This is a genomic window from Methylomagnum ishizawai (assembly GCF_900155475.1).
Taxonomy (GTDB): domain Bacteria; phylum Pseudomonadota; class Gammaproteobacteria; order Methylococcales; family Methylococcaceae; genus Methylomagnum; species Methylomagnum ishizawai_A.
Genome location: NZ_FXAM01000001.1, coordinates 343,731 through 367,469 on the forward strand (window position 1 = coordinate 343,731; position 23,739 = coordinate 367,469).

General features: G+C 63.8%; 25 protein-coding genes. 17 read left to right on the top strand and 8 right to left on the bottom strand.

Annotated features, from left to right (window positions below):
• Positions 1-4: 4 nt before the first annotated feature.
• The 3 genes from B9N93_RS25265 to phaE all read right to left on the bottom strand — a co-directional run bounded on the left by B9N93_RS25265 (position 5) and on the right by phaE (position 2,570).
• Entirely contained in the window at positions 5-166 is a 162-nt protein-coding gene (locus B9N93_RS25265; protein ID WP_176225082.1) for a hypothetical protein, read from the bottom strand.
• A gap of 211 nt (positions 167-377) precedes the next feature.
• Positions 378-1,433, bottom strand: a complete 1,056-nt coding sequence (locus tag B9N93_RS01410) for a class III poly(R)-hydroxyalkanoic acid synthase subunit PhaC (protein WP_085210216.1) — start codon at positions 1,431-1,433, stop codon at positions 378-380.
• Positions 1,434-1,451: 18 nt separating this feature from the next.
• A complete protein-coding gene (gene phaE / locus B9N93_RS01415; protein WP_176225083.1) occupies positions 1,452-2,570 on the bottom strand; it encodes a class III poly(R)-hydroxyalkanoic acid synthase subunit PhaE in 1,119 nt (372 codons plus the stop codon).
• Between the two features lie 259 nt (positions 2,571-2,829).
• On the opposite strand from phaE, the gene B9N93_RS01420 reads away from it, so the two are divergent.
• Positions 2,830-3,201: a phasin family protein gene (locus B9N93_RS01420; RefSeq protein ID WP_085210220.1), complete on the top strand. Its 372-nt coding sequence runs from the start codon at positions 2,830-2,832 to the stop codon at positions 3,199-3,201.
• Positions 3,202-3,263: 62 nt separating this feature from the next.
• Here B9N93_RS01420 and B9N93_RS01425 read toward each other — a convergent pair whose 3' ends face one another.
• Positions 3,264-3,701: a hypothetical protein gene (locus B9N93_RS01425; RefSeq protein ID WP_085210222.1), complete on the bottom strand. Its 438-nt coding sequence runs from the start codon at positions 3,699-3,701 to the stop codon at positions 3,264-3,266.
• A 136-nt stretch (positions 3,702-3,837) separates the two neighbouring features.
• On the opposite strand from B9N93_RS01425, the gene B9N93_RS01430 reads away from it, so the two are divergent.
• From B9N93_RS01430 to B9N93_RS01495, 14 genes are all read left to right on the top strand, one after another.
• Positions 3,838-5,016 carry an acetyl-CoA C-acetyltransferase gene (locus tag B9N93_RS01430; RefSeq protein WP_085210224.1) on the top strand — a complete coding sequence of 393 codons (1,179 nt, stop codon included), beginning with the start codon at positions 3,838-3,840 and terminating at the stop codon, positions 5,014-5,016.
• Positions 5,017-5,052: 36 nt separating this feature from the next.
• Entirely contained in the window at positions 5,053-5,799 is a 747-nt protein-coding gene (gene phbB / locus B9N93_RS01435) for an acetoacetyl-CoA reductase (protein ID WP_085210226.1), read from the top strand.
• Positions 5,800-5,891: 92 nt separating this feature from the next.
• Complete coding sequence (gene phaR, locus B9N93_RS01440) at positions 5,892-6,374, top strand: polyhydroxyalkanoate synthesis repressor PhaR (RefSeq protein ID WP_085210228.1); 483 nt, start codon at positions 5,892-5,894, stop codon at positions 6,372-6,374.
• Positions 6,375-6,496: 122 nt separating this feature from the next.
• Positions 6,497-7,582, top strand: coding sequence for an FAD-dependent oxidoreductase (locus B9N93_RS01445; RefSeq protein ID WP_085210230.1), 1,086 nt, complete (start codon positions 6,497-6,499; stop codon positions 7,580-7,582).
• Positions 7,583-7,605: 23 nt separating this feature from the next.
• Positions 7,606-7,809: a sulfur carrier protein ThiS gene (thiS, locus tag B9N93_RS01450; protein WP_217807248.1), complete on the top strand. Its 204-nt coding sequence runs from the start codon at positions 7,606-7,608 to the stop codon at positions 7,807-7,809.
• Between the two features lie 21 nt (positions 7,810-7,830).
• Positions 7,831-8,643, top strand: a complete 813-nt coding sequence (locus tag B9N93_RS01455) for a thiazole synthase (protein WP_085210232.1) — start codon at positions 7,831-7,833, stop codon at positions 8,641-8,643.
• A 13-nt stretch (positions 8,644-8,656) separates the two neighbouring features.
• Positions 8,657-9,292, top strand: coding sequence for a paraquat-inducible protein A (locus B9N93_RS01460; protein ID WP_176225084.1), 636 nt, complete (start codon positions 8,657-8,659; stop codon positions 9,290-9,292).
• Positions 9,289-9,936, top strand: a complete 648-nt coding sequence (locus B9N93_RS01465) for a paraquat-inducible protein A (protein WP_085210236.1) — start codon at positions 9,289-9,291, stop codon at positions 9,934-9,936. The genes B9N93_RS01460 and B9N93_RS01465 overlap by 4 nt, the downstream gene beginning before the upstream one ends.
• Complete coding sequence (locus B9N93_RS01470; RefSeq protein ID WP_085210238.1) at positions 9,920-11,620, top strand: PqiB family protein; 1,701 nt, start codon at positions 9,920-9,922, stop codon at positions 11,618-11,620. The genes B9N93_RS01465 and B9N93_RS01470 overlap by 17 nt, the downstream gene beginning before the upstream one ends.
• Positions 11,617-12,219, top strand: a complete 603-nt coding sequence (locus B9N93_RS01475; RefSeq protein ID WP_125468787.1) for a PqiC family protein — start codon at positions 11,617-11,619, stop codon at positions 12,217-12,219. The genes B9N93_RS01470 and B9N93_RS01475 overlap by 4 nt, the downstream gene beginning before the upstream one ends.
• Before the next feature lie 385 nt (positions 12,220-12,604).
• Complete coding sequence (fabA, locus tag B9N93_RS01480) at positions 12,605-13,144, top strand: 3-hydroxyacyl-[acyl-carrier-protein] dehydratase FabA (protein ID WP_085210242.1); 540 nt, start codon at positions 12,605-12,607, stop codon at positions 13,142-13,144.
• A gap of 14 nt (positions 13,145-13,158) precedes the next feature.
• On the top strand, positions 13,159-14,376 hold the full coding sequence (gene fabB, locus B9N93_RS01485; RefSeq protein ID WP_085210244.1) for a beta-ketoacyl-ACP synthase I: 1,218 nt from the start codon (positions 13,159-13,161) through the stop codon (positions 14,374-14,376).
• Entirely contained in the window at positions 14,366-15,241 is an 876-nt protein-coding gene (gene ttcA / locus B9N93_RS01490) for a tRNA 2-thiocytidine(32) synthetase TtcA (RefSeq protein WP_085210245.1), read from the top strand. Before fabB ends, ttcA begins: the two co-directional genes overlap by 11 nt.
• Before the next feature lie 993 nt (positions 15,242-16,234).
• Complete coding sequence (locus B9N93_RS01495; protein WP_085210247.1) at positions 16,235-17,134, top strand: TIGR01777 family oxidoreductase; 900 nt, start codon at positions 16,235-16,237, stop codon at positions 17,132-17,134.
• Between the two features lie 83 nt (positions 17,135-17,217).
• Here B9N93_RS01495 and B9N93_RS01500 read toward each other — a convergent pair whose 3' ends face one another.
• The 4 genes from B9N93_RS01500 to B9N93_RS01515 form a co-directional block, all read right to left on the bottom strand.
• The gene (locus tag B9N93_RS01500) at positions 17,218-18,687 is read right to left on the bottom strand and encodes a phenylacetate--CoA ligase family protein (RefSeq protein ID WP_085210249.1); all 1,470 of its coding nucleotides are present in this window, start codon (positions 18,685-18,687) and stop codon (positions 17,218-17,220) included.
• A 109-nt stretch (positions 18,688-18,796) separates the two neighbouring features.
• The gene (potA, locus tag B9N93_RS01505) at positions 18,797-19,882 is read right to left on the bottom strand and encodes a spermidine/putrescine ABC transporter ATP-binding protein PotA (RefSeq protein ID WP_085210251.1); all 1,086 of its coding nucleotides are present in this window, start codon (positions 19,880-19,882) and stop codon (positions 18,797-18,799) included.
• Positions 19,879-21,072 carry a glycosyltransferase 61 family protein gene (locus tag B9N93_RS01510; RefSeq protein WP_176225085.1) on the bottom strand — a complete coding sequence of 398 codons (1,194 nt, stop codon included), beginning with the start codon at positions 21,070-21,072 and terminating at the stop codon, positions 19,879-19,881. The genes potA and B9N93_RS01510 overlap by 4 nt, the downstream gene beginning before the upstream one ends.
• A 32-nt stretch (positions 21,073-21,104) precedes the next feature.
• Positions 21,105-22,466: a hypothetical protein gene (locus tag B9N93_RS01515; protein ID WP_085210255.1), complete on the bottom strand. Its 1,362-nt coding sequence runs from the start codon at positions 22,464-22,466 to the stop codon at positions 21,105-21,107.
• An 86-nt stretch (positions 22,467-22,552) separates the two neighbouring features.
• On the opposite strand from B9N93_RS01515, the gene B9N93_RS01520 reads away from it, so the two are divergent.
• Together B9N93_RS01520 and B9N93_RS01525 are read left to right on the top strand one after the other, a co-directional pair.
• On the top strand, positions 22,553-23,140 hold the full coding sequence (locus B9N93_RS01520) for a hypothetical protein (RefSeq protein WP_176225086.1): 588 nt from the start codon (positions 22,553-22,555) through the stop codon (positions 23,138-23,140).
• Positions 23,137-23,667 carry a hypothetical protein gene (locus B9N93_RS01525; RefSeq protein WP_085210257.1) on the top strand — a complete coding sequence of 177 codons (531 nt, stop codon included), beginning with the start codon at positions 23,137-23,139 and terminating at the stop codon, positions 23,665-23,667. Before B9N93_RS01520 ends, B9N93_RS01525 begins: the two co-directional genes overlap by 4 nt.
• The last annotated feature ends 72 nt before the right edge of the window (positions 23,668-23,739 follow it).

Genomic DNA, 23,739 nt, shown 5'->3' on the forward strand with positions numbered 1-23,739 from the left:
CGCGTTATCCGGCGCGGCGTCTCAGGAAGGTCGGGATATCGTAATCGATGCCGTTGTCCCAGGCCGGGCGGTGCGTAGGCGAGGCCCAACCGGCGAATCCGGGGGCGTGGCCGATGTGGAACAGCCGCAGCAAAGCGGGCAGGAGGCGGCGGAGTGGCTTCAACATAGGGGGATATCCTTACGGGTTTTTCTGGGTTGGGAATTGGAGTGTGATGTTTTTCACATTTCGCTGAAGATTTGACCGGATGCAGCGCCCAGGTTCAGTGATATGTTCACGGGTTTGGTGGTGAATATTCACGGTTGCGCTGTCATTCATCCCGCATGAAGCAGGCACCCCGCCAAACTGCCGCCGCATGTCTCCCCGCCCAACGTATCCCTCAATGTGCCCGCGCCCCGATCCACTTGGCGATCATCGGCGGAATCTCCTTCTGCGCCCGGCCACTGACATAAATCCCGATATGCCCGCCCTTGAAGGCGAAGGCGGTGTAATCCCGACTCCCGACATGCTTTTCCAGGGCAATGGAGGCGGAGGGCGGCACCAAGTGGTCCTCGGTGGCATAGACATTCAGCACCGGCATCGTGACCCGCGACAGGCTGGCCTTTTTGCCGCCGATTTCCAGGCTGTCGTTGACCAGCCGGTTTTCCTGGTAGAACCATTTGATGAACTGCCGGTAGGCTTCGCCCGCTTGGTCGGGGCTGTCGAAAATCCATTTCTCCATGCGCAGGAAATTCTTCAGCTTCACCGGGTCTTCCAAGATTTCCGCCATGTCCACGTATTTCTGCCCGGTCAGCCGGAATGGCTTCAGCGACAGGAACCCCCAGTTCAGCAATTCCCCCGGCACATTGCCCAGCGTGTCCACCATCAGGTCGGTGTCGAGTTGGCGGGTCCACAGGCTCAGGAGGTTGTCGGGGGTCTGGAAATCCACCGGCGTGACCATGGTCACGAGATTGCGGACCTTCTCTGGATGCAGGGCGGTGAAGCACAGCGAGAAGGTGCCACCCTGGCAAATCCCCAGGAGGTCGATGGCGGGCAGCTTGTGCGCCCGGCGGATGAAGTCCACGCAGCGGCGCAGATAGCCGTTGAGATAGTCGTCGAGTTCCAGGAAGCGGTCGGCGGCGTCTGGGTAGCCCCAATCGACCAGGTACACATCCAGCCCTTGGTCGAGCAGGCCGCGCACCAGCGAGCGGTCTTCCTGTAGATCGGCCATATAGGGCCGGTTGACCAGGGCGTAGACGATCAACACCGGCACCTTGGCCGGGTCCGCCACCCTGGGATGGTAGCGGTAGAGGGTCAGCTTGTCTTCCCGATGGACGGCTTCCCGCGGGGAGACGCCGGTTTCGATCTGGCCGACCTGGCCCAGGGTGGTCATCCCGGCGGCGATGCGGCGGTTGAAGTCGAAGGCTTCCTGAACGATTTGGTCCGGGCGCAGCATGGTGGTGCCTCCTGCGGCTTAGGCGGTGGGTTGGGCGGCGCGGGGAGGTTTGCCGCCCTTGGATGGGTTGGAGTCGGCGCGGAGGGCTTCGAGTTCCCGGCGCAGCCCCGCGACCTCCTCGCGTAGGGCGGCGATGCCCGCTTCCTCCAAATCTTCCTGCAAGCGCCAAACCTGCCGCTGGAGCTGGTGGATGCGCTGGTGGCTGGTGTCGAGCTCGCGGCGGGTGGGCATGTTGAAGGCGCTGAGGAACTCGTCCACCATCTTTTGCTCTTGGCGCTTGGCCGCCAGGAGGGTGTTGACCATACGGGCCTGGGCCTGGGTGAATTCCGGGGTGGGGGCCAGGGCGGCATAGGCGTCCTCGCCGCAATCCACCCAGAGGTTGTAGAACTCGCGTAGGGATTCCGGGGTCTTGCCTTGCGCCGCGAGGTCGTGGAGCTTCGCCATGAGCGCCTCCCCGGCCTTGGCGCTCACTTTCGCCAGCGCCCCGCCGGCGTATTCGCGCAGCGCCCGGCTATGTTCGAGCCAGAGTTGCCCCAGGCGCTGCATTTCCTCCTGGGCTTCGCGGGTATAGCCCAAGGTCGGCAGCGACAGCCAGCGGCTCAGCGCGGTTTCGGGCGTCCCGGCCCCCGGTCCCATGAAGCCGCGCAAGGCGGTTTCGATATCGCCCGGCATGGCCGAGTAGGCCGAGCAGACCCGCCGCCAATTGTCGATGGGCATGCCCCAGAAGGTGGCGAATCCGGCCCAGGGGTCTGGGTTGTTGTGGGATGGGGCCGCGAAGCTATTCTGCATGGACTTGAAGCCTTGGCTGACCATTTCCCACCAAGCTTGGGGATCGGGTGGCGGATTCTGCCCCGCCGACAGCGTTTTCCACAGATGTTCGCCCATTTGCAGATAGCCTTTGTTCAGGGCGGTCAGCTTGCCGATCCAGTCGCGGTTTTCGGGCGGCGCGGCCTGCGGCATGAGCTTGGCCCAGAAGTCGAAAGCCTGGGTCCAGGGATTGGGCGGGGGTTCCGGGGGTTGGGTCAGGGTCGCGGCGGCTTGTTGGGAAAGGTCGAGCCAGCTTTGCCAGTATTTTTGCTGGGCGTCGGCCCATACGGCGGTCCAGTCGCCGGGGTCGCTGGAAGCTTTGGAACTCATGGAAGCACCTCGCTGGATGGATGGAATCGGGGTCCGCCCGGTCACTATAGCAAGCTTTTGGTGCGATGCAACATGGCGTGGTGGATTTTTACGTTCCGCGTATCGGGGCGGTTTTCCTACCATATTGCTGGGTATTGGCCGAGTTTGGTGCGTGATATGGTAAATTTAAAAAGCTTTGACAAGCCTATTTCCGGGGTCTATGCTGCGATGCACAACGAAATGTTTCGTTGTGCCCAGGCGCTCACAAAGGAGGTAAGCCATGAACGCAGATTTGTTTGGACAATGGGTGGAAGCGAACCGGGCCGCGTGGGTTCCGGTGGTGCGTTGGCAGGAAGTCACCGCCGAGACGGCGCAGAAAGCCGTGGCGCAAGGTTTGGCCGTGGCCCAGGATTATGTGGAATTCGGCACCCGCAACGCCCAATTGCTGGGCGAGGTGAAAGACCCCTCGCGCTGGGCGCTGGAGCAGGGCAAGCTGGCTTCGGAATTCGGCCAGAAGCTGGTGGCGCGTACCGCCGATTATTTGAAGTTCGCGCTGGAAACCCAGGACGCTTTCGGCCAGATCGCCGAAAGCTTGGCCAAGACCGCCGCCGGGGCCAACAACAACGGCGGCGATAACAAAGCTACCCTCTAGCGGCCCGGCGACCGGATCGGGGCGGGACCGGTGTCCTGGCTTCGGTCCGGCGGCGGTATGGATTAATCCATGGCGTCGTTTAGGGTTTTGGCGCAATCGGGGGAAAGCTGGGCGGCGTGGCTTTTGAGGCAGCCGAGCCAAGCGCCGTGGTGTTTATTGTCGGCGCAGAACTGTTTGATATCGGTCTTGCAGGCCGCTTTGATGGCTTGGTTTTCCGCTTTCTTTTGCGCGTGTTCGGCCTTGCAGGCGGCGGAGACTTGGTCGGCGTGTTCGTCCAGGCATTTCTGGATGCGGCCCTCGCCTTTTTGGACGCCCGCGCACAGGGCTTGGATATCTTGATAGCAAGCGCTTTTGGCCTTGTGGGCGGGCGCGGTGGCGGGAGCCGCCGCCGGGGTTGGGGGCGTGGCTGTTGCCGGTGCCGCCGGAGCCGGGGTTTCGGCCTGGGTGGCGGAGGCGGCGAACAGCAGCGAGGCGAACAGGATCAAGCTGGATTTTTTCATAGGTCGGTTCTCGATGGGGGAAAGCGATGCGAGGCTCGGCACCCGGTCGGCGGGCGCGACATCATTTAACCCCCATGGGCAACCCTAGGCAATCATGCCCGTCGGTCTTTCCAAGATATAGAGAGGAACCCCCATCATGGCAGCAGTGGTTATCGTCGCGGCGGCGCGTACCGCCATCGGTAAATTCGGCGGCGCCTTGGCGAATATCCCCGCCGCCCGGCTCGGCGCGAACGTGATCGCCGGGTTGCTCGCCAGGACCGGGCTCGAAGCCCGGCAGGTCGATGAAGTCATCCTGGGCCAAGTCCTCGCCGCCGGGGCCGGGCAGAATCCCGCCCGCCAAGCGGCGTTGTACGCGGGACTGCCTTACGAGACCCCGGCCACCACTTTGAACAAGGTCTGCGGCAGCGGCCTCAAGGCCATCCAATGGGCGGCGCAGGCCATCCGGTGCGGCGATGCCGGGATCGTCGTGGCCGGTGGCCAGGAAAACATGAGCCTCGCGCCCCACCTCCTGCCCCATTCCCGCGATGGCCAGCGCATGGGCGATTGGTCCCTGGCCGACAGCATGATCGTCGATGGCCTGTGGGATATTTTCAACGACTACCATATGGGTTGCACGGCGGAGAACATCGCCCAGCGCTTCGGCCTCACCCGCGAGGAGCAAGACGCTTTCGCTGCCGCTTCCCAGCACAAGGCCGAGGCCGCTATCGCGGCGGGCCGGTTCCGGGATGAAATCATTCCCATCGAAGTGCCCCAGGGCAAAAAGCCGCCCCTGGTGTTCGATACCGACGAATTCCCCCGCGCCGGCACCACGGCCGAGGCGCTGGCCAAGCTGAAACCGGCGTTCCGGCCCGAGGGCACGGTGACGCCGGGCAATGCTTCCGGCATCAACGACGGGGCCGCCGCCGTGCTGCTGATGGCGGAAAGTACGGCGGAGCGGCTGGGCTTGACGCCCTTGGCCCGGATCGCCGCTTTCGGCTGTGCCGGGGTCGATCCGGCGGTCATGGGCCTGGGGCCGATAGAAGCGACCCGCAAGGCGCTGGACCGGGCCGGTTGGAGTATCGACGCACTGGATTTGGTGGAAGCCAACGAGGCGTTCGCGGCCCAGGCCATCGCCGTCAACCGTGAACTGGGCTGGGATACCGCCAAGGTGAACGTCCATGGCGGAGCCATCGCCTTGGGCCATCCCATCGGGGCTTCGGGGGCGCGGATTTTGGTGACTTTACTGTACGGGATGGCGTTGCGCGATGCCAAGAAGGGCTTGGCGACCTTGTGCATCGGCGGTGGCCAGGGCATCGCGGTGGCGGTGGAACGTTGAACGAGTAGCGGTATAACCAAGCTAAGGAGTTGATCCATGAGCGGAAGAGTAGCGGTCGTCACGGGCGGTACCGGCACCATCGGCACCGAAGTCTGCAAGCATCTGGGCGCGGCGGGCCACCGGGTGGTGGCGCTGTGCTTGCCGGGAACGCCCGATTGCGTGCCCGACACCTGGGAAGCGGCCCGCAAGGCCGAGGGTTATGACATGAGGGTCGTGGGCTGCGACGTGGCGGATTACGAGGATACCGCCCAGGCTTTCGCCCAGATCGAAGCCGATATCGGCCCGGTCGATATCCTGGTCAACGCGGCGGGCATCACCCGCGACGCCACGTTGCGCAAGATGGACCCCAAGCAATGGCGCGAGGTCATCGCGGCCAATCTCGACAGCGTGTTCAATACCACCCGCTGCGCGTTCCCCGGCATGATGGACCGGGGTTTCGGGCGCATCGTCAATATCTCCTCGGTGAACGGCATGAAGGGCCAGTTCGGCCAGGCCAATTACGCCGCCAGCAAGGCCGGCATCCATGGCTTCACCATGTCGGCGGCGCGGGAAGGCGCGCGCAAGGGCGTCACGGTCAACACGGTGTCGCCCGGCTATATCGAATCGCCCATGATCATGGCGGTGCCGGAAGAACACCGCGCCAAGATCATGGCCGAAATCCCGGTCGGGCGTTTCGGTAAGCCCGCCGAGATCGGGCGCTTGATCGCCTTCCTGACGGCGGACGAATCCGGCTTCATCACCGGGGCTGAAATCGCCATCAACGGCGGCCAGCATATGCAATAAGCCGATGGCCTGACGGCGCGGTGGAAACAGCCGGAATCCCATGCGCCGTCCAGGACCGTCCCTTTCAAACCTCCCTCACTCTCCCTAAAGTTGTGCAACCAGAACGCATCATCAAAAAATATTCCAACCGCCGCCTCTACGACACCGAGATCAGCGCCTATGTGACCTTGGACGATGTGCGGCGGCTGGTGAAAGCCGGCGTCAAGTTCAAGGTGGTGGACGCCAAGACCGACGAGGACATCACCCGTTCCATCCTCATGCAAGTCATCCTCGAACAAGAAGAACGGGGCAAGCCGATCTTCACCCAGGAGATGCTGGAGCAGATCATCCGCACCTATGGCGACGCCATGCAGGGGTTCATGACCCGCTATCTCGAACAGAGCATGGCGGTGTTCCTCAAGCAGCAACAGGCGGTACAGGAACAGATGGCGAACCTCATCCAGACCGCGCCCGCGTCCATCTATGCCGACCTCGCCCAGCACAACCTCAAACTGTGGCAGACCCTGCAGGAAGGTTTCCTCAAGGCGTATTCCCAGGAACGAGCATCGAACCCGCGTAGCCCGGATGGGGCATAGCGCCGGTTTCCCGGATTCTGTCGCGCTGATCCGCCACCTGCCCCCGCACCGCCAATTCGTGAGAAAATCCCCTATCGCGCCCGGACTGGGGCGCGGGATTTTTTCACCACCCCGGTAATTCCATGTCTTTGAATATCGCCGTTCTGGGCGCGGGCCTGATGGGGCGGTTGCTGGCCGTCGAATTGGCACGCTCCGGGCATCGCGTCGCGGTCTACGAGCGCGGCGGTTCCGACGGCCAGACCGCCGCGGCCCATATCGCCGCCGCCATGCTCGCGCCCTGGGCCGAATCGGTGGTCTCCGAACCCGTCATCGTCGAGCTCGGCCTGGCCAGCCTGGAACGCTGGCCCCGGATCATCGCCGCTTTGCTCCGCCCGGTGTTTTTCCAACAGGCGGGCACCCTCGTCGTCTGGCATCCCCAGGATCGCGACCAAGCCATCCAGTTCTCGGCCCGGCTGCGGACCCTGGACCCCGGTTTGCGCGGCGGCGACCGGGTGCGCGAAATCTCCGGCACCGATATCCAAACCCTGGAACCCGCCTTGGGCCAGCGTTTCGCCCAAGGGATTTATCTCGCGGGCGAAGGCCAGCTGGACAACCGCAGCCTGTTGGACGCCTTGCTGGCCCAACTTGAAGCTAGCGCAGTGGCTTTGCACTGGCATACCGAAACCGCGCCGGACCACATCCGGGCCGATTGGATCATCGATTGCCGGGGCTTGGGGGCCAAGCCGGAATGGCGGACCCTGCGCGGCGTGCGCGGCGAGGTGGTGCGGGTACAATCGTCCGAGGTGGGCCTGACCCGCCCGGTGCGCTTGCTGCATCCGCGTTATCCGCTCTATATCGCGCCCAAGCCTGGTGGGGTCTACGTCATCGGCGCGACCCAGATCGAGACCGAGGATACTTCCCCGGCCAGCGTGCGCTCGGCGCTGGAACTGCTGTCGGCCTTGTACGCGGTGCATCCCGCGTTCGGCGAGGCCCGCATTCTGGAACTGGCCGCGCACTGCCGCCCGGCCCTGCCCGATAATTTGCCGGAAATCCGCTGGGATGGCGGGCGTTTGATCCAGGTCAACGGCCTGTACCGCCATGGCTATCTGATCGCCCCGGCGGTCATGGAGGCCGCCCTGGCCTTGCTGCGGCGGGTGGCGGAGCGGGGTGGCGCGGACCTGGAATCCTGGTGCGCCGCCCAGCCGTTCCCCTCGCTCTACCGGCGTTAATAGCGCAACGCGCTCCATTTCCCATGAGCATACGCATAACCATCAACCAAAAGCCCTATGATCTGCCCGAGGACGCCACCTTGGCGGAAGCCCTCGCCCGTTTCGGCGCGGCCCCGCCGTTCGCGGTGGCGGTCAACCTGCAATTCGTCCACCGCCATTTGTACGGCGAAACCCGGCTGCGCGCGGGCGATCAGGTCGAGGTCGTCCAACCCGTCGCCGGGGGTTGAACCTTATCTGTGAGTGAAGCCATGAATCTTCCTACCGAAACCGCCGACGCGCTCATCCTCTACGGCCAATCCTTCGCCGGGCGTTTGCTGCTGGGGACGGCGCGGTATCCTTCCCCCAAAATCCTGGAGCAAGCGGTCGTGGTCGCCGCGCCCGCCCTGCTCACGGTGTCGCTGCGCCGCCAAGCCGCCGCCCACCACGAAACCGGCGGCCAGGCCTTTTGGCAATTGCTCGCCCGGTTGGGCGTGCCGATCCTGCCCAATACCGCCGGTTGCCATAGCCCGGAAGAGGTCTACGCCACCGCCATGATGGCGCGGGAAATCTTCGATACCGAGTGGCTCAAGCTGGAATTGATCGGCGACGACTACACCTTGCAGCCCGATACCCTAGGCATGGTGGCGGTGGCCGATAAACTGCTGCGCGAGGGCTTCAAGGTATTGCCCTATTGCACCGAGGATTTGGTGCTGTGCAAGCGCTTGGTCGATGTCGGCTGCCAAGCCGTGATGCCCTGGGCCGCGCCCATCGGCACCGGCAAGGGTCCGGTCAATCCTTATGCCTTGCGGCTGCTGCGCGAGCGCATCGAAGTCCCCATGCTGATCGACGCCGGGTTGGGCCTGCCGTCCCATGCCTGCCAGGTGATGGAATGGGGCTACGATGGCGTGCTGCTGAATACCGCCGTGGCCTTGGCCGGCGATCCGGTGGCCCTGGCCCGGGCCTTCGCCCAGGCGGTGGCGGCGGGGCGGCTGGCCTATCTCGGTGGGGCCATGGCGGAGCATGATTCGGCCCAGGCCAGCACGCCGGTCATCGGCACGCCGTTCTGGCATCAACAGGCCTGAGGGGGAGGACAGGATGCGGCCCGCGACCCAGACCCCGGCGCAACACCACCCACATTGGATCGCCTGCCATGATTGCGACGCGCTCTATCCCGTGCCCAGGCTGGCCGTGGGCCAGAAAGCCCTGTGCGTCCGCTGCGGGGCGGTATTATTGCAACGTAAGCGCGATACCCTGGGCCGCAGTTTGGCGATGGCGTTCGCTTGCCTGGTGTTGTTCACGCTCGCCAATAGCTTTCCCTTGCTGGGCCTCAATATCGAGGGCCGGGTGGAATATGGCGCCGTTATTTCCGGGGTGTTCGAGTTGAAACATCAGGGTTTCTCGGCGATGGCGGCCTTGGTGTTCGGGGTCAGCATCCTGGCGCCCGGCCTCAAGATCGCGGGTTGGCTCTATGTGCTGTTGCCGCTCCGGCTGAACCGTAGGCTGCCGGGCATGACCACGGTGTTCCGCTGGATCGCGCTGTTGGGGCCGTGGGCCATGGCCGAGGTGTATATGCTCGGCATCCTGGTCGCCGTGGTGAAACTGGCTGATCTCGCCACCATCGAGCCGGGCTTGTCGCTGTATTCCTTCGCCGCCATGATCGTCGCCATGGCCGCGACCGACGCCATGCTCGAACCCCACGAAATCTGGGAGCGTCTGGAGTCCTTGAAATGAATCCACCCCTCGCCACCGCCCGCAGCGCCGGTTTCTGGAATTGCGACGCCTGCCACCTGCTGGTCCGCGCCCGGCCCCTGGCGCAAGGCTGTCATGCCCGTTGTCCCCGCTGCGGGGCGGAATTGCGTTCGCGCAAACCGAACAGTCTTAGCCGCACCTGGGCGCTGACGATTGCCGCCTATATCCTGTATATTCCGGCCAATCTGCTCCCGGTCATGACCGTGATCATGTCGGGGCACGGCGAGCCGGACACCATCTTGAGCGGCGTCAAGGAATTGATCGAAAGTGGCATGTGGCCGCTGGCGCTGCTGGTGTTCTTCGCCAGCATCACCGTGCCGGTGTTGAAGCTGTTGACGCTGACCTATTTGCTGATTTCGGTGGGCCGCAAATCGCACATCCGGCCCCGCCAACGCACCTTCCTTTACCGGCTGACCGAGAGCGTTGGGCGCTGGTCCATGATCGATATCTTCGTGATCTCGATCTTGGTGGCCTTGGTCAAGGTCGGCGCCCTGGCCACCATCGAGGCGGGCGCGGGTGCCGTCGCCTTCTCGGGGGTGGTGGTGATTACCATGTTCGCGGCCATGAGCTTCGATCCCCGTTTGATTTGGGACGCCCTGGAACAATCCGATGAGCCAAAACCATAACGAATCTTCCCCTCCCTCCACCGATACCTCTCCCGAAGCCCTGGTCGAAGAATCCCGCAGCCTCCCCCTGGTGTGGTTGATCCCGCTGGTGGCGGGTTTGATCGGCTTGTGGCTGGCTTACAAGACCCTCAGCGAGCAGGGGCCGTTGATCTCCATCACTTTCAAGGAGGCCGTGGGCCTGGAGGCCGGCAAGACCAAGATCAAGTACAAGGATGTCGAGGTCGGCCTGTTGCAGACGGTGGAACTGAGCGGCGATTTGTCCAAGGTGGTCGCCACCGCCCGCATGAGCAAGACCGTGGCCTCGCACCTGGGCGCGGATAGCCGGTTCTGGGTGGTGAAGCCGCAATTGGGCCTGGGCGGGGTTTCCGGCCTGGATACCTTGATCGCGGGCAATTACGTCGCGGTGGAGTTCGGTTCCGGCCAGCCCGGCAAAGATTTCATCGGCCTGGAACACGCCCCCAAGATCAGCGCCGACACGCCGGGACGCTCGTTCATCCTGGTGTCCTACGACGCCGGTGCCTTGAAGGAAGGGGCGCCCATCTATTTCCGCAATATCCAGGTGGGTCGGGTGGTGGAAACCCGGTTGGCCGATAACAAGCAAAGCGTCCGTACCGAGATTTTCATCGACGCTCCATTCGATCAACTGATCCACGACAAGACCCGGTTCTGGCTGACCGACGCCATCGACATGTCGATGGACGCCCAGGGCTTCAACCTCAAGGTGGGTTCCTTGTTGTCCATGTTGGTCGGGGGCATCGCCTTCGATACCCCGGACGTGGCCGATCCCAACGGCCATGAAAGCGTGGCGGGCACCGAATTCACCCTGCATCCCAATTTCACCGACGTGGGCGAGGGTGCCCATAGCCATAAGCAGACCTTCCTGCTGTATTTCGACGATTCCGTCCGTGGCTTGCAGCGCGGTGCGCCGGTCGAGGTGCGGGGGATGCGGGTCGGGACCGTGACCGATGTGCATCTGGATTTGGATTTCCAGACCAAGAAATTCCGCATCCCGGTCACCATCGACCTCGACCCGGAGGATTTCGCCAGCGGCGAGGCGGTGAGGAAATATATGGCGGCCTACCAGGACCAGATCGCCCAAGGCCGGCGTCCGGTCATCGAAAGCCTGGTCGCCCAGGGCATGCGGGCGCGGCTCAAGACCGGGAGTTTCCTGACCGGGCAGCTATATGTGGATTTGGACCTCTATCCCGATGTTCCGCCCAAGACCTTGGTTTATGGCGGTCCCTACCCCGAGATTCCCACCCTGCCGTCCTTGAGCGACGAATTGCAGAAGTCCGCCATGGATATCATGGCGAGCCTCAAGAAGATACCGTTTGAGAAGATCGGCAACGAACTCCTGGGCACGGTCCAGGGGGCCAACCGGCTGACCAACGCCCCCGAATTGCAGCAGACCATCCGCGACCTGGACGCGGCCATGAAGCAGGTCCAGTCCTTGGCCAGGACGGCGGATACCCATGTCGCCGCCCTGGCCACCGGCATGGAGCAGAGCTTGGGTTCGGTCAAGAAGGCGCTGGGCCAACTCGAACCCGGCGCGCCGATGACCGTCAACCTCAACAAGGCGCTGGAGGAATTGTCCTCCGCCGCCCGTTCCCTGCGTAATCTCAGCGATTACCTCGACCGCCACCCCGAAGCCTTGTTGAAGGGCAAATCCGGAGCCACACCATGAGACGCAGCTTCCTGATCCTGGCCTACGCCGTTTTGTTGTCCGCCGCCGGTTGCGGCAGCACGCCGCCGACGCGGTTCTACACCCTCGCGCCCTTGCAGGCTTCCGGGGCGAAGGCCGAGGCCGCCGGCCTGGGCCTGGCGCTGGGCCTGGGTCCGGTGGAACTGCCCAAATCGATGGACCGGCCCCAGATCGTCACCCGCAGCGGCGCGAACGAATTGCAACTAGCCGAGTTCGACCGCTGGGCCGAGCCGGTCCAGGACAACGTGGTGCAGGTTTTGGCGGAGAACCTTTCGCTGCTGCTGCCTGGCCAGAAGGTGGTGATCTATCCCTGGAATCGTTCGCAGGAGATCGATTACCAAGTGGCGGTGCGGGTGGTCCGCTACGACCGGGCGGATTCGGGCGATGTGGTGTTGAAGGCGCGCTGGAGTGTGTCGAGTCCCACCAACGACAACGAGTTGCTGGCGCGGGAAGCCAGCTACACGGCGCACCCGGCGGGACCGGACTACCGGGCCACGGTGGAGGCGATGAACCACGCTTTGAACGATCTCAGCCGCGATGTGGCGGCGGCGGTGAAAGGCTTGCGTGGTGCTCCCTTGTGAGGATCGACCGTCCAGGCCGGGGCGTTGTCGGGCCGGACGTTCTGGGTGGGGGTGGATTTTAGGCGCGTAAGCGATGGCCGCGGCCTAAAAGCCGCTCCCACATGATTTTGGGATATTCTAGGGGAGGGGGGTTGCGCACGGCCTAGTGCCGTGTCATCAAGCGGGTTTTTTCCTGGTACAATAGAACGTTTAACAAAAACTCGCTAATAACAGCTGGGATTTACGGATTCTCCGCCCGCGTCGGTTCGGATTATTATATTGGTTCGGACGATGGGGAGGGTTTCCGCTGCGGCGGCATCGGCTGATCGTCAAGGAATGCGGGAGGCCGTCCGCGCCGGGGGATTCCGCACTATAACACGGTATAGAGGCAACATCGGGCAATATCATGATAAGCAAGGAACCAGAATTAAAGCAAAGGCAGCATAGCTACACCCGCGAGGAATTGATCCAATGCGGACGGGGAGAAATGTTCGGTCCCGGCAACGCCGAATTACCGCTCCCGCCCATGCTGATGTTCGACCGTATCACCCATATCAATTCCGAGGGCGGCCTTTACGAAAAAGGTTCGATCATCGCCGAATTGGATGTGCATCCCGACCTGTGGTTTTTCGATTGCCATTTCATGAACGATCCCGTGATGCCCGGTTGCCTGGGACTCGATGCCATGTGGCAGATGATCGGTTTCTATCTCGGTTGGATGGGGGGGAAGGGCCGGGGCCGGGCCTTGGGCGTGGGCGAGGTCAAATTCCGCGGCCAGGTGTTGCCCACGAACCGGCTGGTCGTCTACCGGATCAATTTGAAGCGGGTCATCATGCGCAAATTGGTCATGGGGATCGCCGACGCCGAATTGGAGTGCGATGGCAAGGTCATCTATGAAGCCTCCGATCTCAGGGTCGGCCTCTTCACCTCCACGGACGCCTTTTGACGAGGTTGCACGATATGAAGCGCGTAGTTGTAACGGGTATCGGGGTGGTTTCCAGCCTCGGGAACAATCGCTCGGAAGTGACCGACGCCTTGCGGCAGGGCCGGAGCGGTATCCGCTTCAGCGAGGAATACCGGGAAATGAAATTCCGCAGCCAGGTCCATGGCCCGATCAAGCTGGACCCGGACGAGTTGATCGACCGCAAAATCCGCCGGTTCATGGGCGATGGCGCGGCCTACAATTATCTCGCCATGCAGGAGGCCATCGCCGACGCCTGCCTGGAGGAATCCGAGGTCTCGAATCCCCGCACCGGCCTGGTGATGGGTTCCGGCGGGCCATCCACCTCCAATCTGCTGTTGGCTTGGGATAGCTACCGCGAGAAGGGCGTTAAGAAGGTCGGTCCCTACATGGTGCCGCGCACCATGTCCAACACCAATTCCGCCTGCCTCGCCACGCCGTTCAAGATCAAGGGCGTGAATTACTCCATCAGTTCGGCCTGCGCCACCAGCGCCCATTGCGTCGGCAACGCGGCCGAATTGATCCAACTGGGCAAGCAGGATGTGATGTTCGCCGGCGGCGGCGAAGAAGTACATTGGACCATGACCGTGTTGTTCGATGCCATGGGAGCCTTGTCCGCCAAGTACAACGACACGCCGGAAATCGCTTCCCGCGCTTATGATGCCGACCGCGATGGCTTTGTGATCTCGGGCGGGGCCGGGGTGCTGGTGCTGGAGGAACTGGAACACGCCAAGGCGCGTGGGGCCAAAATCTACGGCGAATTGATCGGCTATGGCGCGACCTCCGATGGCTATGACATGGTCCAGCCCTCCGGCGAAGGCGCGGTACGCTGCATGAGGCAGGCCATGGAAAGCGTGAGCGGCCCTATCGATTATATCAACGCCCATGGCACCAGCACCCCTATTGGCGATATCCGCGAATTGCAGGCCGTCAAGGAAGTGTTCGGGGTCGAAATCCCGCCGATCAGTTCCACCAAGTCCCTGTCCGGCCATGCGCTGGGCGCGGCGGGCGTCCACGAGGCGATTTATTCGCTGTTGATGATGGAGGGGCGTTTCATCTGCGCCTCGGCCAATATCGACACCCTCGACCCCGGCGCGGACGGCGTGCCCATCGTGCGGCAGCGGATCGACAATGCCCGCATCGATATCGCCATGTCCAACAGCTTCGGCTTCGGCGGCACCAATGCCAGCTTGGTGTTCCAACGCTATGGTGGATAGCGCGACGGCCGCGCTTGGCGAAAAGCAGCGCTACGAGTTCAACAAACTGCAAAAGCGCCTGCGCCGCCAGGTGGGCGAGGCGATAGCCGATTATCGGATGATCGAGGCGGGCGACAAAGTGATGGTCTGCCTGTCCGGGGGCAAGGATTCCTACACCTTGCTCGACATCTTGCTCAGCCTCCAGGCCAGCGCCCCGGTGCGCTTCGAGATCGTCGCCGTCAACCTGGACCAGAAACAACCCGGCTTTCCCGAGCGGGTCTTGCCCGAGTATCTGGAAAGCCGGGGAGTGCCCTTCGACATCATCGAGCAGGATACCTATAGCATCGTTAAGCGGGTGGTCCCCGAGGGCAAAACCACCTGCGGGCTATGCTCCCGGCTCAGGCGCGGCGTGCTGTACCGCTACGCCGCCGAGAACGGCATCACCAAGATCGCCTTGGGCCACCATCGCGACGATATCCTGGAAACCTTCTTCCTCAACCTGTTCTACGGCGGGGCGCTCAAGGCCATGCCGCCCAAACTCCTCAGCGACGACCGGCGGCACGTGGTGATCCGCCCCTTGGCCTATTGCAAGGAGCGGGATATCGCGGCTTATGCCGAGGTCCGGGATTTCCCCTTGATCCCCTGCAACCTGTGCGGTTCCCAGGAAAACCTCCAGCGCCAAGCCATGAAAGCCATGCTGGCCGAATGGGAAAAGCGCCATCCAGGGCGGGTGGAAACCATTTTCACGGCGCTGGGCAATGTGGCCCCTTCGCAACTGGCCGACCGCGCCTTGTTCGATTTCGCGGGTTTGGAGCGGCTGCGCGGGACGGCGGGCGGGCCCGCCGGGGAATCCGGTGTGGCGGGTTTGGAGGTGTTGTCCTTATAAGCCTGGATGCGTTCTCGGCGAGGATGCGGCGGGCGTGGCGGGCGAAAAATAAAAGCCCCTCTTGCATTTTTGGGAAATCTTCTTTATAAAGTCGCCGTGCTATCGGCACTACCAACTATAAATCTTAGAGCTTTGTAATTGAGGAGGATCTTATGAAAAAGTTGCTTTGCGTTGTTAGCGTTCTCATGATGTCTCTGGTTGTTGTTGGCTGCGGTAACTCCCCGGACGGCGACAAGCAGAAGCTGGAAGCCCCGGTTTCCATGAACTAAGTTATCCGGTAATTCAAGCCTGAAGATTCCCGTCCTTGAAAGCAGCTTTGTTTAAGCCAAGTAAAGCGGCGAAATCAAAATAACTTTTTCAGGCACCGAATCCTAGCCCAGATGATAATATCCTCTGGGCTTTTTTGTACCCGGATTAATTGGCCTGCGGCGTTTTGTCGCGTGGTTTTCATGGTTAAATTTGGCGGCGGTGGAGCCTGTTGACTTGACAGGGGCCGAGCGTAAGGTAAGAATAGTCGCCGCAATAGCGTTCGTTGCTATTTCAAAAGACACCCAATAGAACAAATTTTAAGTTAAGAAGGTAGGTTAAGAATGGGAGCCATACTAGATCTGGTTGAAAAAATGAGATCCCCCGTCGGTATCGTGGTCACCATCGTGATCATCGCCGTTGGCGTGTTCTTTGTTCGTTGGGTTTTCAACGACGAAGAAAAAAAGTAAGTATTTCGATTCGCGGTGGGTATAGGCTTCTCTCGAAAACGCTTTTCACCGTGTTATGAAAAGCCTATATCCGCCGTAATCGGCCAGTGAAAAGACTTTTCCTCTCCCCCACTCCCCACCCATAATCTGTTCCAGAACCCTGGTTCGCCTGAAATAAACAGGTTCCAGCGGTCTTCCTCCCGCCTGTACGCCAGCCTAGGACGCATTCCACGATGCCGTTCGGTTTTCCCTCTATCCTTGGGGCGGGTTTGCCACAACATTTTAGGTTGCAAAAGCCATGCGGATTTTCGTCACGGGCGGTACCGGCCTGATTGGTCGGGCGCTGTGCAAGGCGTTATCGGAAAATGGGCACTACCTTACCGTCCTCAGCCGCGATACCGCCGCCGCCAAGCTTAAATGCGGGCCGGGTGTGGAGCTCGTGGATAGCCTGGAGGTCTGGACGCCCGCTTCCCGGTTCGATGCGGTCATCAACCTGGCGGGCGAACCCATCGCCGACCGGCGTTGGTCCGAAAGCCGCAAGCGGGCTTTGTGGGAGAGCCGGGTCGATTTGACCCATCGGTTGGTGGAGGCCATGGGCCGGGCCGATCAGAAACCCGCCGTGTTGATCGGCGGCTCGGCCATAGGTGTTTATGGCAGTCGCGGCGACGAGACGCTGGACGAGGCTTCGACCTGCCAGGGCGAAGGCTTCAGCGAGCGCCTGTGTGCGGCCTGGGAAGCGGAAACGCTGAACGCCACGGCCCTGGGCGTCCGGGTTTGCCTACTGCGCACCGGCTTGGTGGTCGCTCCACGCGGCGGATTCCTCGCCAAGATGTTGCCCTTGTTCAAGTTCGGGCTGGGCGGGCGGATCGGCGATGGCGGGCAATGGATGTCCTGGGTCCATCTCGACGACCATATCGCTTTGACCCGCTACCTCATCGATTCCCCGCAACTCGTCGGCGTCTTCAACGCCACCGCGCCCCGGCCTGTCACCAATGCTGAATTCACGGCCCGTCTCGCGGCGGCGTTGAAGCGGCCCGCTTTATTGCCGGTTCCGGCGGGGCCGCTCCGGTTGGGTTTGGGAGAAATGGCGGAATTGCTCCTGGGCGGTCAGCGGGTCGTGCCCAAGCGGGCGCGGGAAGCGGGATTCGAGTTCCGCTTTGAAACCCTGGAGTCGGCCTTGCGCGATGTTTTGGGATAATCTGGGTTTGGCATTTCCATATGCCGCCAAAACCGGCTGATAAACCCCACACCGGGGCGCGGTCCTGGGTTTTCATCCCACCGTTAGCGCCGGGTATAGCGGTGTTTCACGCCCACCGGGAAATACTCGGCATCCCCGAACGGTCTGAGTTCCATCCGGGGCGTTTGCCGTTCCGGCGGGGTGTAATTGGCGAATTCGCTGTTCAGCCTGAGCAATTGCGCCCGGATCGATTCCGCCAGCCGCGCCGCTTTCCCCATATCGGCGGCGATGCCCGGTAATAATTCCACCGCCACCCTCAATTCGCTGTCGCCCGCCGGGGTTTCCCGCACTTCCAGCACGAATTTCCCCGTTGCGAAAGCCTGGATATCCGGTTGCTCCAGGCCCACGGCGATATTTTCCGGGTAGATATTGGCCCCGTAATACGACACCGTGAAATCGGCCCGGCCAAACACATAGGCGAAGGGCAGGGCGCGGGTGGGCCGGGCCGGGTCCAGCCCGTAATCCGCCAGCTTCGCGCCATGGTCGGCCAGGAACGCCAGCAATTCGGCATGGCCGACGAGTCCACCCTTGTCGGCGATGTGGTAGCGGAACAGCGGCAGGCCGTTGTCGCCGGAAACCACCAGGGTGCCCTCGTGCAACTCGAAATAACGGCTGAGGGGGTCGTATTGCACCAGGGTCGGCAGGCGCGACTCGCCGAACAATTCGCGGGCGGCCTGGGGGTGTTGGGCCAGGAAGCGGCGGATGGCGATGCTCAAGGGCGTTTCGTTGCCCAGGACGCCGCCGTCGGCGGTGCCGTAGAGCGAGGCCGAGTCGTAGCACATCGCGGTCGAGCCGGTCCTTTGTCCCACCAGGCTGCGCCATTCCTCGCTGAACACCTCGCCCGCGAACACCAGTTTGATGCGGTGTTGTGGCCAATCGATGCCTTCGGCCAGTCCGGCGTCGATCACATCCTTGACGAAGGGCGGATAGCCCAGCAACACCGTCTGTTCGAAATGCGGGGCGAGTTCGCGCACCACGCGGAAGATTTCTGCCTTATTGTTGCCTGGGGTCGCCACCAATAGCGGATAGCCCTTTTGCCCCAGATGCCAGAGGCAGGACGCGGTGTAGAGTCCGCCCACCCAATTCCCCAATGCGAAGCAGACCACCGCCAGGGTGGAGCGTTCGTGCGCTTGGAAACTGTCGCGGAACACTTGTTCGAAGCGCAGGGCGATGTCGAATTCGTGCCGGACCGAACGCGGCCAAAACGTGGGTTGGCCGGTGGAACCCGAGGATACCGCCACCCGGTCGCAATCCAACAGGCTCCCGCCCCGGCAGCGTTCCGGCAGGGGGTAAGCGTGCATGTAGTTGGGTTTGTCGGTGAGCGGCAGGCGGGCGAAGTCCTCGTAGGTGGCCACGTTTTCGGGCGCGAGGCCATGCCCGGCCAGGAAGTGGCGGTAGGCCGGGACTGTTGCCGCGGTGGCGCGGAACCAGTCGATGAGGGCGGTTTGACCGTCTAGGGCCGCGTGTTGGGCGAGGCGGTCGTCCAGGGAAGTGTCGAGGAAAGGGTTCGGCATGGCGGTGTCCTGGGTGTGGAATGACTGGGAAATTGTCCAACGCGCACCGGGCTTGCGGAAGGCTTTTTGACCGTGGACCTGGATTGCCCGATCCTGCGGATGTTTGATCCTATGCCCCGGCGGGCAACACCGTCTCCGACCCTTCCGCCCAAGCCACCGCCACCCGCTGTCCGACCCTGTAATCCTGGTCCGCCCCGCCGCAGAACCCGCTCGCCAGCACGGTCTTGCCGCCGTCCAGTTCGACCACCGTATCCAGGCCCATGCCTTTATAGGTCTGCGCGGTGATGGTGCCCCGCAAGCGGTCCGGCGCGGCGGCTTCCGGTTCCAGCCGCAGATGTTCCGGCCTGAGCAGCACATGGATTTTATCGCCCACCGTCCAGGGCCGCCCGGAGCCGAACACGCGGTCCAAGCCTTCGACCCGCGCCGCGATCCGGCCCGGCTCCGGCAGCGCGGTGACGACCGCGTCGAGCCGGTTGCTCTCGCCGACGAACCCGGCCACGAACAGGCTGGCGGGATGTTGGTAAATCTCGCGGGGCGTGCCGATTTGCTCGATCATCCCATTCCGCATCACCGCCACCCGGTCGGACATGGACAAGGCTTCTTCCTGGTCGTGGGTGACGAACAGGAAGGTCAGGCCCAGCCGGGCTTGCAGGGCTTTGAGTTCGCGCTGCATCGCCTTGCGCAGCCGGTGGTCCAGGGCGCTCAAGGGTTCGTCCAGCAACAGCACGCGGGGCTGGTTGACCAGGGCGCGGGCCAGGGCCACCCGCTGTTGCTGCCCGCCGGACAACTGGTGCGGTTTACGTCCGGCCAAATCCTCCAACCGGACGCCGGCCAGGGCTTCCGCCACCCGCAGGGGGATTTCGGCGCGGGGCGTTTTGGCCATCCGCAGTCCGAACGCCACGTTGTCGAACACCGTCATATGCGGGAACAGGGCGTAGCTCTGGAATACGGTATTGACCGGGCGGCGGTGGGGCGGCCAGGTATTGACGCAGTTGCCGTCGAGCCGCACTTCCCCGGCGTCGGGCGTCTCGAACCCGGCCAGCAACCGCAAGGCCGTGGTCTTGCCGCAGCCGGAAGGACCGAGCAAGGTCAGGAATTCGCCCTCGTTCACGGCGAGGTCCAGGCCGGGCAGGATGGTTTTGCCGTCGTAGCGTTTGACGACGGCTTGGAAGTGGACAATGGGCGGTGGGTTCATCGGATTGGCGGAGTGGGCGCGTCGATGGCCGGGGCGAGGGCGGCGAAGCCGCAAGCGGCGAGGCAGGCCAGGATTCGCTCGCGTGAACCGGGCACGGCTAGGCGTGGACTTTGAGCGAAGCTTACCAGCCATTCCCGGATATCGTCCGCGCAGGCCGCCTGATACTGGGCGCTGTCCCAGTACCGCCGGAGCGGGATGCCCAGCCATTCCAGGCGGTCCAGCAACAAGGCTTCGTCCAGGACGGTGAGGGCCCGGCTATCGGCGATCCTGCCCGTCGCATCCAGGCCATAAATCAGCTGGGCTCCGCAATCCAGGTATTCGAGGCTTTGGGCGCGGGCTTGGACGAAAACCTCGGCCAGCCTGGAACTCGGGCGGCGGCACAGGACGCTGACCCGGCCCAGCGCCCGCCCGAGGAGTTGGGTGCCGTGCAAGGCCGAGCCTTCCGCGAAGATCACATGCTCGGCGACGGCGTAGCGCCTGAGTTGCTGGGCCAGGGCCACCCTTTCCGGGCGGAACACCGCCACGCCCGCCGCCGCCAGGGCGGTTTCAAGATAGCGCTCCCCGGCGAAGCGGGCGCTTTGGCCCGCCCTGGAGACGTATAGCCGGCCCCGCCGGCCCGGACGGCCCAGGCGCTTCCGGGTGAGTGTATCCAACAGGTCGAGGTAATCGGGCGCGGGGCCGATCCGGCCCAGTTGTTCGGCTTGGGGAGCGACGCGGAGGCGGGCAGCCAGGGTCGGTTTGACCAAGACCCGCGTCCGCTCCGGGGCGACGCCGAACCAAGCCAGGATTTCCCGGAAAAAGCCGGGGGCCGTGGCCAGCGAGGTGATTTTGCGCGGCGGATTGGCCGCGAAGGCGAACACGGCGTCCGGCCATTCCGCCAGCGTTGGCAGGATACGCAAGGAGAACTCGGCGAGCTGATGGCCGAAATGGGGGACGATGGGACCGGCCCAGGCGACCGGCTCGGCCAGGATATCCTCGATGGGCAGTATGATGGGCGGATGGTCGCAGGGCTGGCCCTTGCGGCAATGCCGCGCCGTGGTCTGGCGCTCCCAATCCGGCCACACCGGCCCGCCCTCGTGCGGCGAGCCGCCGCCCAGCAGGCGGGTATAGGGCATGATCGGCACATCGTCGAAGTATTGCAGGCGCAGTGTCATGGAAACGGGGGGCGTGGTCGTTGGCAGGCGCATCATAACGGTTCGGCACCGGACCGGCATCATCGGTCCTAGGACGGACGGCGTAGGCGTTCCGCCGCCCAGCGGTACGCCAGGGCCGTCGCCAGGACCGCGCCGCACAGGATCGCGATCAAGCACAGCGCTTTTTGGAAGGCATAATCCACCACCGCTTGGGCTTCGGTGCGGGCCTTTGCGCCCAGGCGGTCGAAACCCGCCGCCAGCCGCTCGAACCGGGCCGGGTCGGTGCTGTGGCCGAAGGCGTCGAGCAAGCCGGTCAGGCGTTCCGCTGCCTGTTCGATCCGCGCCGCCGCTGCCGTGTAGTCGGCGATGTGGAAGGGTTCCGCATCGGGCCGGGGCGGGCCGGTATCGGCGGTCAGTTGGGCGGCCACCGTGCCGAAGGTCCGCAAAGTTTGGTCGGTGGTGGCGGCCATGCGCGTTCCCGCCGTGAACGCCTGCCGGGTTGTGGAAGCCAGGGCAGTGAGGCCGCGTTGCTGGTCAGCCAGGGCGGCGAGGATTTGCGCCCGTTCGTGGCCGACGACCTCGGGCAGGCGCTCGGTGGTTTGGCTGAAGCGGTCGGCGGCGGCCGCGAGCCGGGTCGAGGCGGCGATGGCTTCCCGCAGTTCCGGCAAGCCCGCCGTTTGCAGGGCCAGCAGTTCGGTTTGCTGGCGCACCAGGTTCGGTAGCCGCTGGGCCAGGAACAAGGCCCGTTCGGCGAACAGCCGGGTTTGGGCCAACTCGCGGGTGGCGGGGTCGAGTCCCGACAATGGATCGATATCGAGCAACCTGAACACGCTGGGGAAGCGCGATGCGTCGGTGGGGCGGCTGGCTTTGGCGATCATGCTGGAAAATCCCAGGGCGCGTACCGTGCGGAAGGCTTCCGGCGTCGGGTTGTCGCGGTGCCAGGCGGCGATGGCCTTGTGGAGTTCGGCGAGTTGTTCGGGGGCCAGGACGCCCGCGGCGATTTGCCAGATTTGCTTTTCGCCTTCGCGGCAGGCGTTGAGCAGGGGCCGGGCCGACTCGTGGTATTCGCCGGGTATCCAATGGGTTTCCACCGTCATGCGGGTCAGGGCGACCAGGGCGGCCATGTCCAACAGGTCGGCGAAGGCGTTCTGGCCGGTGGCGACGGCCTGGATGTTGTCGGTATATTGCAATTGCAGGGTGCGCAATTCGATGGGATCGAGCTTCTGCCCGTTGCGTCGCAGCGACTCGCTGGCGCTCAGCATCGAGGCCAGGAAGTCGTCGGAGAAGCGCATCAATTGCTGTTGCAGTTCCACCGGATCGGCGGTGCCGCCGTCCTTGTGCGGCAGGATGCGGGAAATGGCCCGCTCGGGCAGGGTCAGCGTGGTTTGGAGCAGGGTGCAGCCGGAGCAGGCGACGAGCGCCAGCAAGGCCAGCGCGGCGGATGGACCCACGGCAACCGGGCGGGGGCCACGCGGTCCAATAATCATGGGCGGTGGGCCGCGGCGTATGGCCGGGTCCGCCACGGGATGGGAGGGCGATGCGAGTGGTCAAGTTGATCGGGATACTGGCCCTGGCGTGGAGCCTGGGCGGAACCGCCTGGGCCCGCGGCGGTGGTGGAGGCCATGGCGGCGGAGGACATTGGGGTGGCGGTCATGATGGCGGGGGACACTGGGGCGGTGGATATCGCGGTGGCGGCTATGGGGGCCATGGCTATTATGGCGGTCATCCGTTCCGTGGTTATTCCAGCTTCGGGTTTTACTTCGGGCCGGGCTGGGGCTGGCCGTATTATTATCCCTATTACGCCGGTCCCCCGGCGATAGTCACGGTGCCCGCCGAGCCGCCGGTCTATATCGAGCGCGGCGATGCCGGGAGCGCCGGCCCGCGCCCATGGTATTACTGCCCGGACCCGCCGGGCTATGCGCCCTATGTCAAAGATTGCCCAGCGGGTTGGCAGGCGGTCGCGCCCGCGCCCACGGGGCAGGCGCCGGGTTATTGGTACCGCTGCGCCGATCCGCGTGGAAGTTATCCTTATATCCGCGATTGCCCTTCCGGTTGGCGCAAGGCCATCCCGGAACCCGCCGCCACGAACCCCGCCCCCAATCCCAACCCGATGGAGCCACCATGAACCCGTCGTTCCGCTTCCTGCCCGGTATCGCCGCCCTCTTGTTGAATGCCTGCGCCACCCCGCCCAGCGGTCCCAGCGTCTTGGTGCTGCCGGGCACGGGCAAGGGTTTCGAGCAATTCCGGGGCGACGATTACCAGTGCCGCCAATTCGCCTTGTTCCAGACCGGCGGCAAGACCGCAGCCCAGGCCGCGTTGGCGAGCGGCGTCGGGGCGGCGGTGATAGGTACGGCGGTGGGGGCCGCCGCGGGCGCGGCCATCGGCGGCGGACAGGGGGCGGCGGTCGGTTCCGGCGTGGGGCTGGCGACGGGCACCCTGGCCGGGACCGGCACGGCCCAGGCCGCCGGGGACGATGCCCAGGAGCGCTACGATATCGGCTATATCCAATGCATGTATGCCAAGGGCCATCGCGTGCCCGTGCCCGGCCATCTCCTGTACGAGGACCGCCAAAGCAATTATCCGCCGCCGCCCCCGCCCGATACCGCGCCCACCGACCCGGTGGAAGTCCAGCCGCCGCCGCCTTCCCGTTGATCCCCGCTTAAAATCCCCGGTTTCCGCTGGCCGTTGCTTCCCGGCGCGGCTGGGGTTCAACGCTTGCTTTGG

What these genes read in the sequence shown, in the direction of transcription:
- B9N93_RS25265 (WP_176225082.1), bottom strand. Translation starts at nt 166, where the DNA reads ATGTTGAAGCCACTCCGCCGCCTCCTGCCCGCTTTGCTGCGGCTGTTC.
- B9N93_RS01410 (WP_085210216.1), bottom strand. Translation starts at nt 1,433, where the DNA reads ATGCTGCGCCCGGACCAAATCGTTCAGGAAGCCTTCGACTTCAACCGC.
- phaE (WP_176225083.1), bottom strand. Translation starts at nt 2,570, where the DNA reads ATGAGTTCCAAAGCTTCCAGCGACCCCGGCGACTGGACCGCCGTATGG.
- B9N93_RS01420 (WP_085210220.1), top strand. Translation starts at nt 2,830, where the DNA reads ATGAACGCAGATTTGTTTGGACAATGGGTGGAAGCGAACCGGGCCGCG.
- B9N93_RS01425 (WP_085210222.1), bottom strand. Translation starts at nt 3,701, where the DNA reads ATGAAAAAATCCAGCTTGATCCTGTTCGCCTCGCTGCTGTTCGCCGCC.
- B9N93_RS01430 (WP_085210224.1), top strand. Translation starts at nt 3,838, where the DNA reads ATGGCAGCAGTGGTTATCGTCGCGGCGGCGCGTACCGCCATCGGTAAA.
- phbB (WP_085210226.1), top strand. Translation starts at nt 5,053, where the DNA reads ATGAGCGGAAGAGTAGCGGTCGTCACGGGCGGTACCGGCACCATCGGC.
- B9N93_RS01445 (WP_085210230.1), top strand. Translation starts at nt 6,497, where the DNA reads ATGTCTTTGAATATCGCCGTTCTGGGCGCGGGCCTGATGGGGCGGTTG.
- thiS (WP_217807248.1), top strand. Translation starts at nt 7,606, where the DNA reads ATGAGCATACGCATAACCATCAACCAAAAGCCCTATGATCTGCCCGAG.
- B9N93_RS01455 (WP_085210232.1), top strand. Translation starts at nt 7,831, where the DNA reads ATGAATCTTCCTACCGAAACCGCCGACGCGCTCATCCTCTACGGCCAA.
- B9N93_RS01460 (WP_176225084.1), top strand. Translation starts at nt 8,657, where the DNA reads ATGCGGCCCGCGACCCAGACCCCGGCGCAACACCACCCACATTGGATC.
- B9N93_RS01465 (WP_085210236.1), top strand. Translation starts at nt 9,289, where the DNA reads ATGAATCCACCCCTCGCCACCGCCCGCAGCGCCGGTTTCTGGAATTGC.
- B9N93_RS01470 (WP_085210238.1), top strand. Translation starts at nt 9,920, where the DNA reads ATGAGCCAAAACCATAACGAATCTTCCCCTCCCTCCACCGATACCTCT.
- B9N93_RS01475 (WP_125468787.1), top strand. Translation starts at nt 11,617, where the DNA reads ATGAGACGCAGCTTCCTGATCCTGGCCTACGCCGTTTTGTTGTCCGCC.
- fabA (WP_085210242.1), top strand. Translation starts at nt 12,605, where the DNA reads ATGATAAGCAAGGAACCAGAATTAAAGCAAAGGCAGCATAGCTACACC.
- fabB (WP_085210244.1), top strand. Translation starts at nt 13,159, where the DNA reads ATGAAGCGCGTAGTTGTAACGGGTATCGGGGTGGTTTCCAGCCTCGGG.
- ttcA (WP_085210245.1), top strand. Translation starts at nt 14,366, where the DNA reads ATGGTGGATAGCGCGACGGCCGCGCTTGGCGAAAAGCAGCGCTACGAG.
- B9N93_RS01495 (WP_085210247.1), top strand. Translation starts at nt 16,235, where the DNA reads ATGCGGATTTTCGTCACGGGCGGTACCGGCCTGATTGGTCGGGCGCTG.
- B9N93_RS01500 (WP_085210249.1), bottom strand. Translation starts at nt 18,687, where the DNA reads ATGCCGAACCCTTTCCTCGACACTTCCCTGGACGACCGCCTCGCCCAA.
- potA (WP_085210251.1), bottom strand. Translation starts at nt 19,882, where the DNA reads ATGAACCCACCGCCCATTGTCCACTTCCAAGCCGTCGTCAAACGCTAC.
- B9N93_RS01510 (WP_176225085.1), bottom strand. Translation starts at nt 21,072, where the DNA reads ATGATGCGCCTGCCAACGACCACGCCCCCCGTTTCCATGACACTGCGC.
- B9N93_RS01520 (WP_176225086.1), top strand. Translation starts at nt 22,553, where the DNA reads ATGCGAGTGGTCAAGTTGATCGGGATACTGGCCCTGGCGTGGAGCCTG.
- B9N93_RS01525 (WP_085210257.1), top strand. Translation starts at nt 23,137, where the DNA reads ATGAACCCGTCGTTCCGCTTCCTGCCCGGTATCGCCGCCCTCTTGTTG.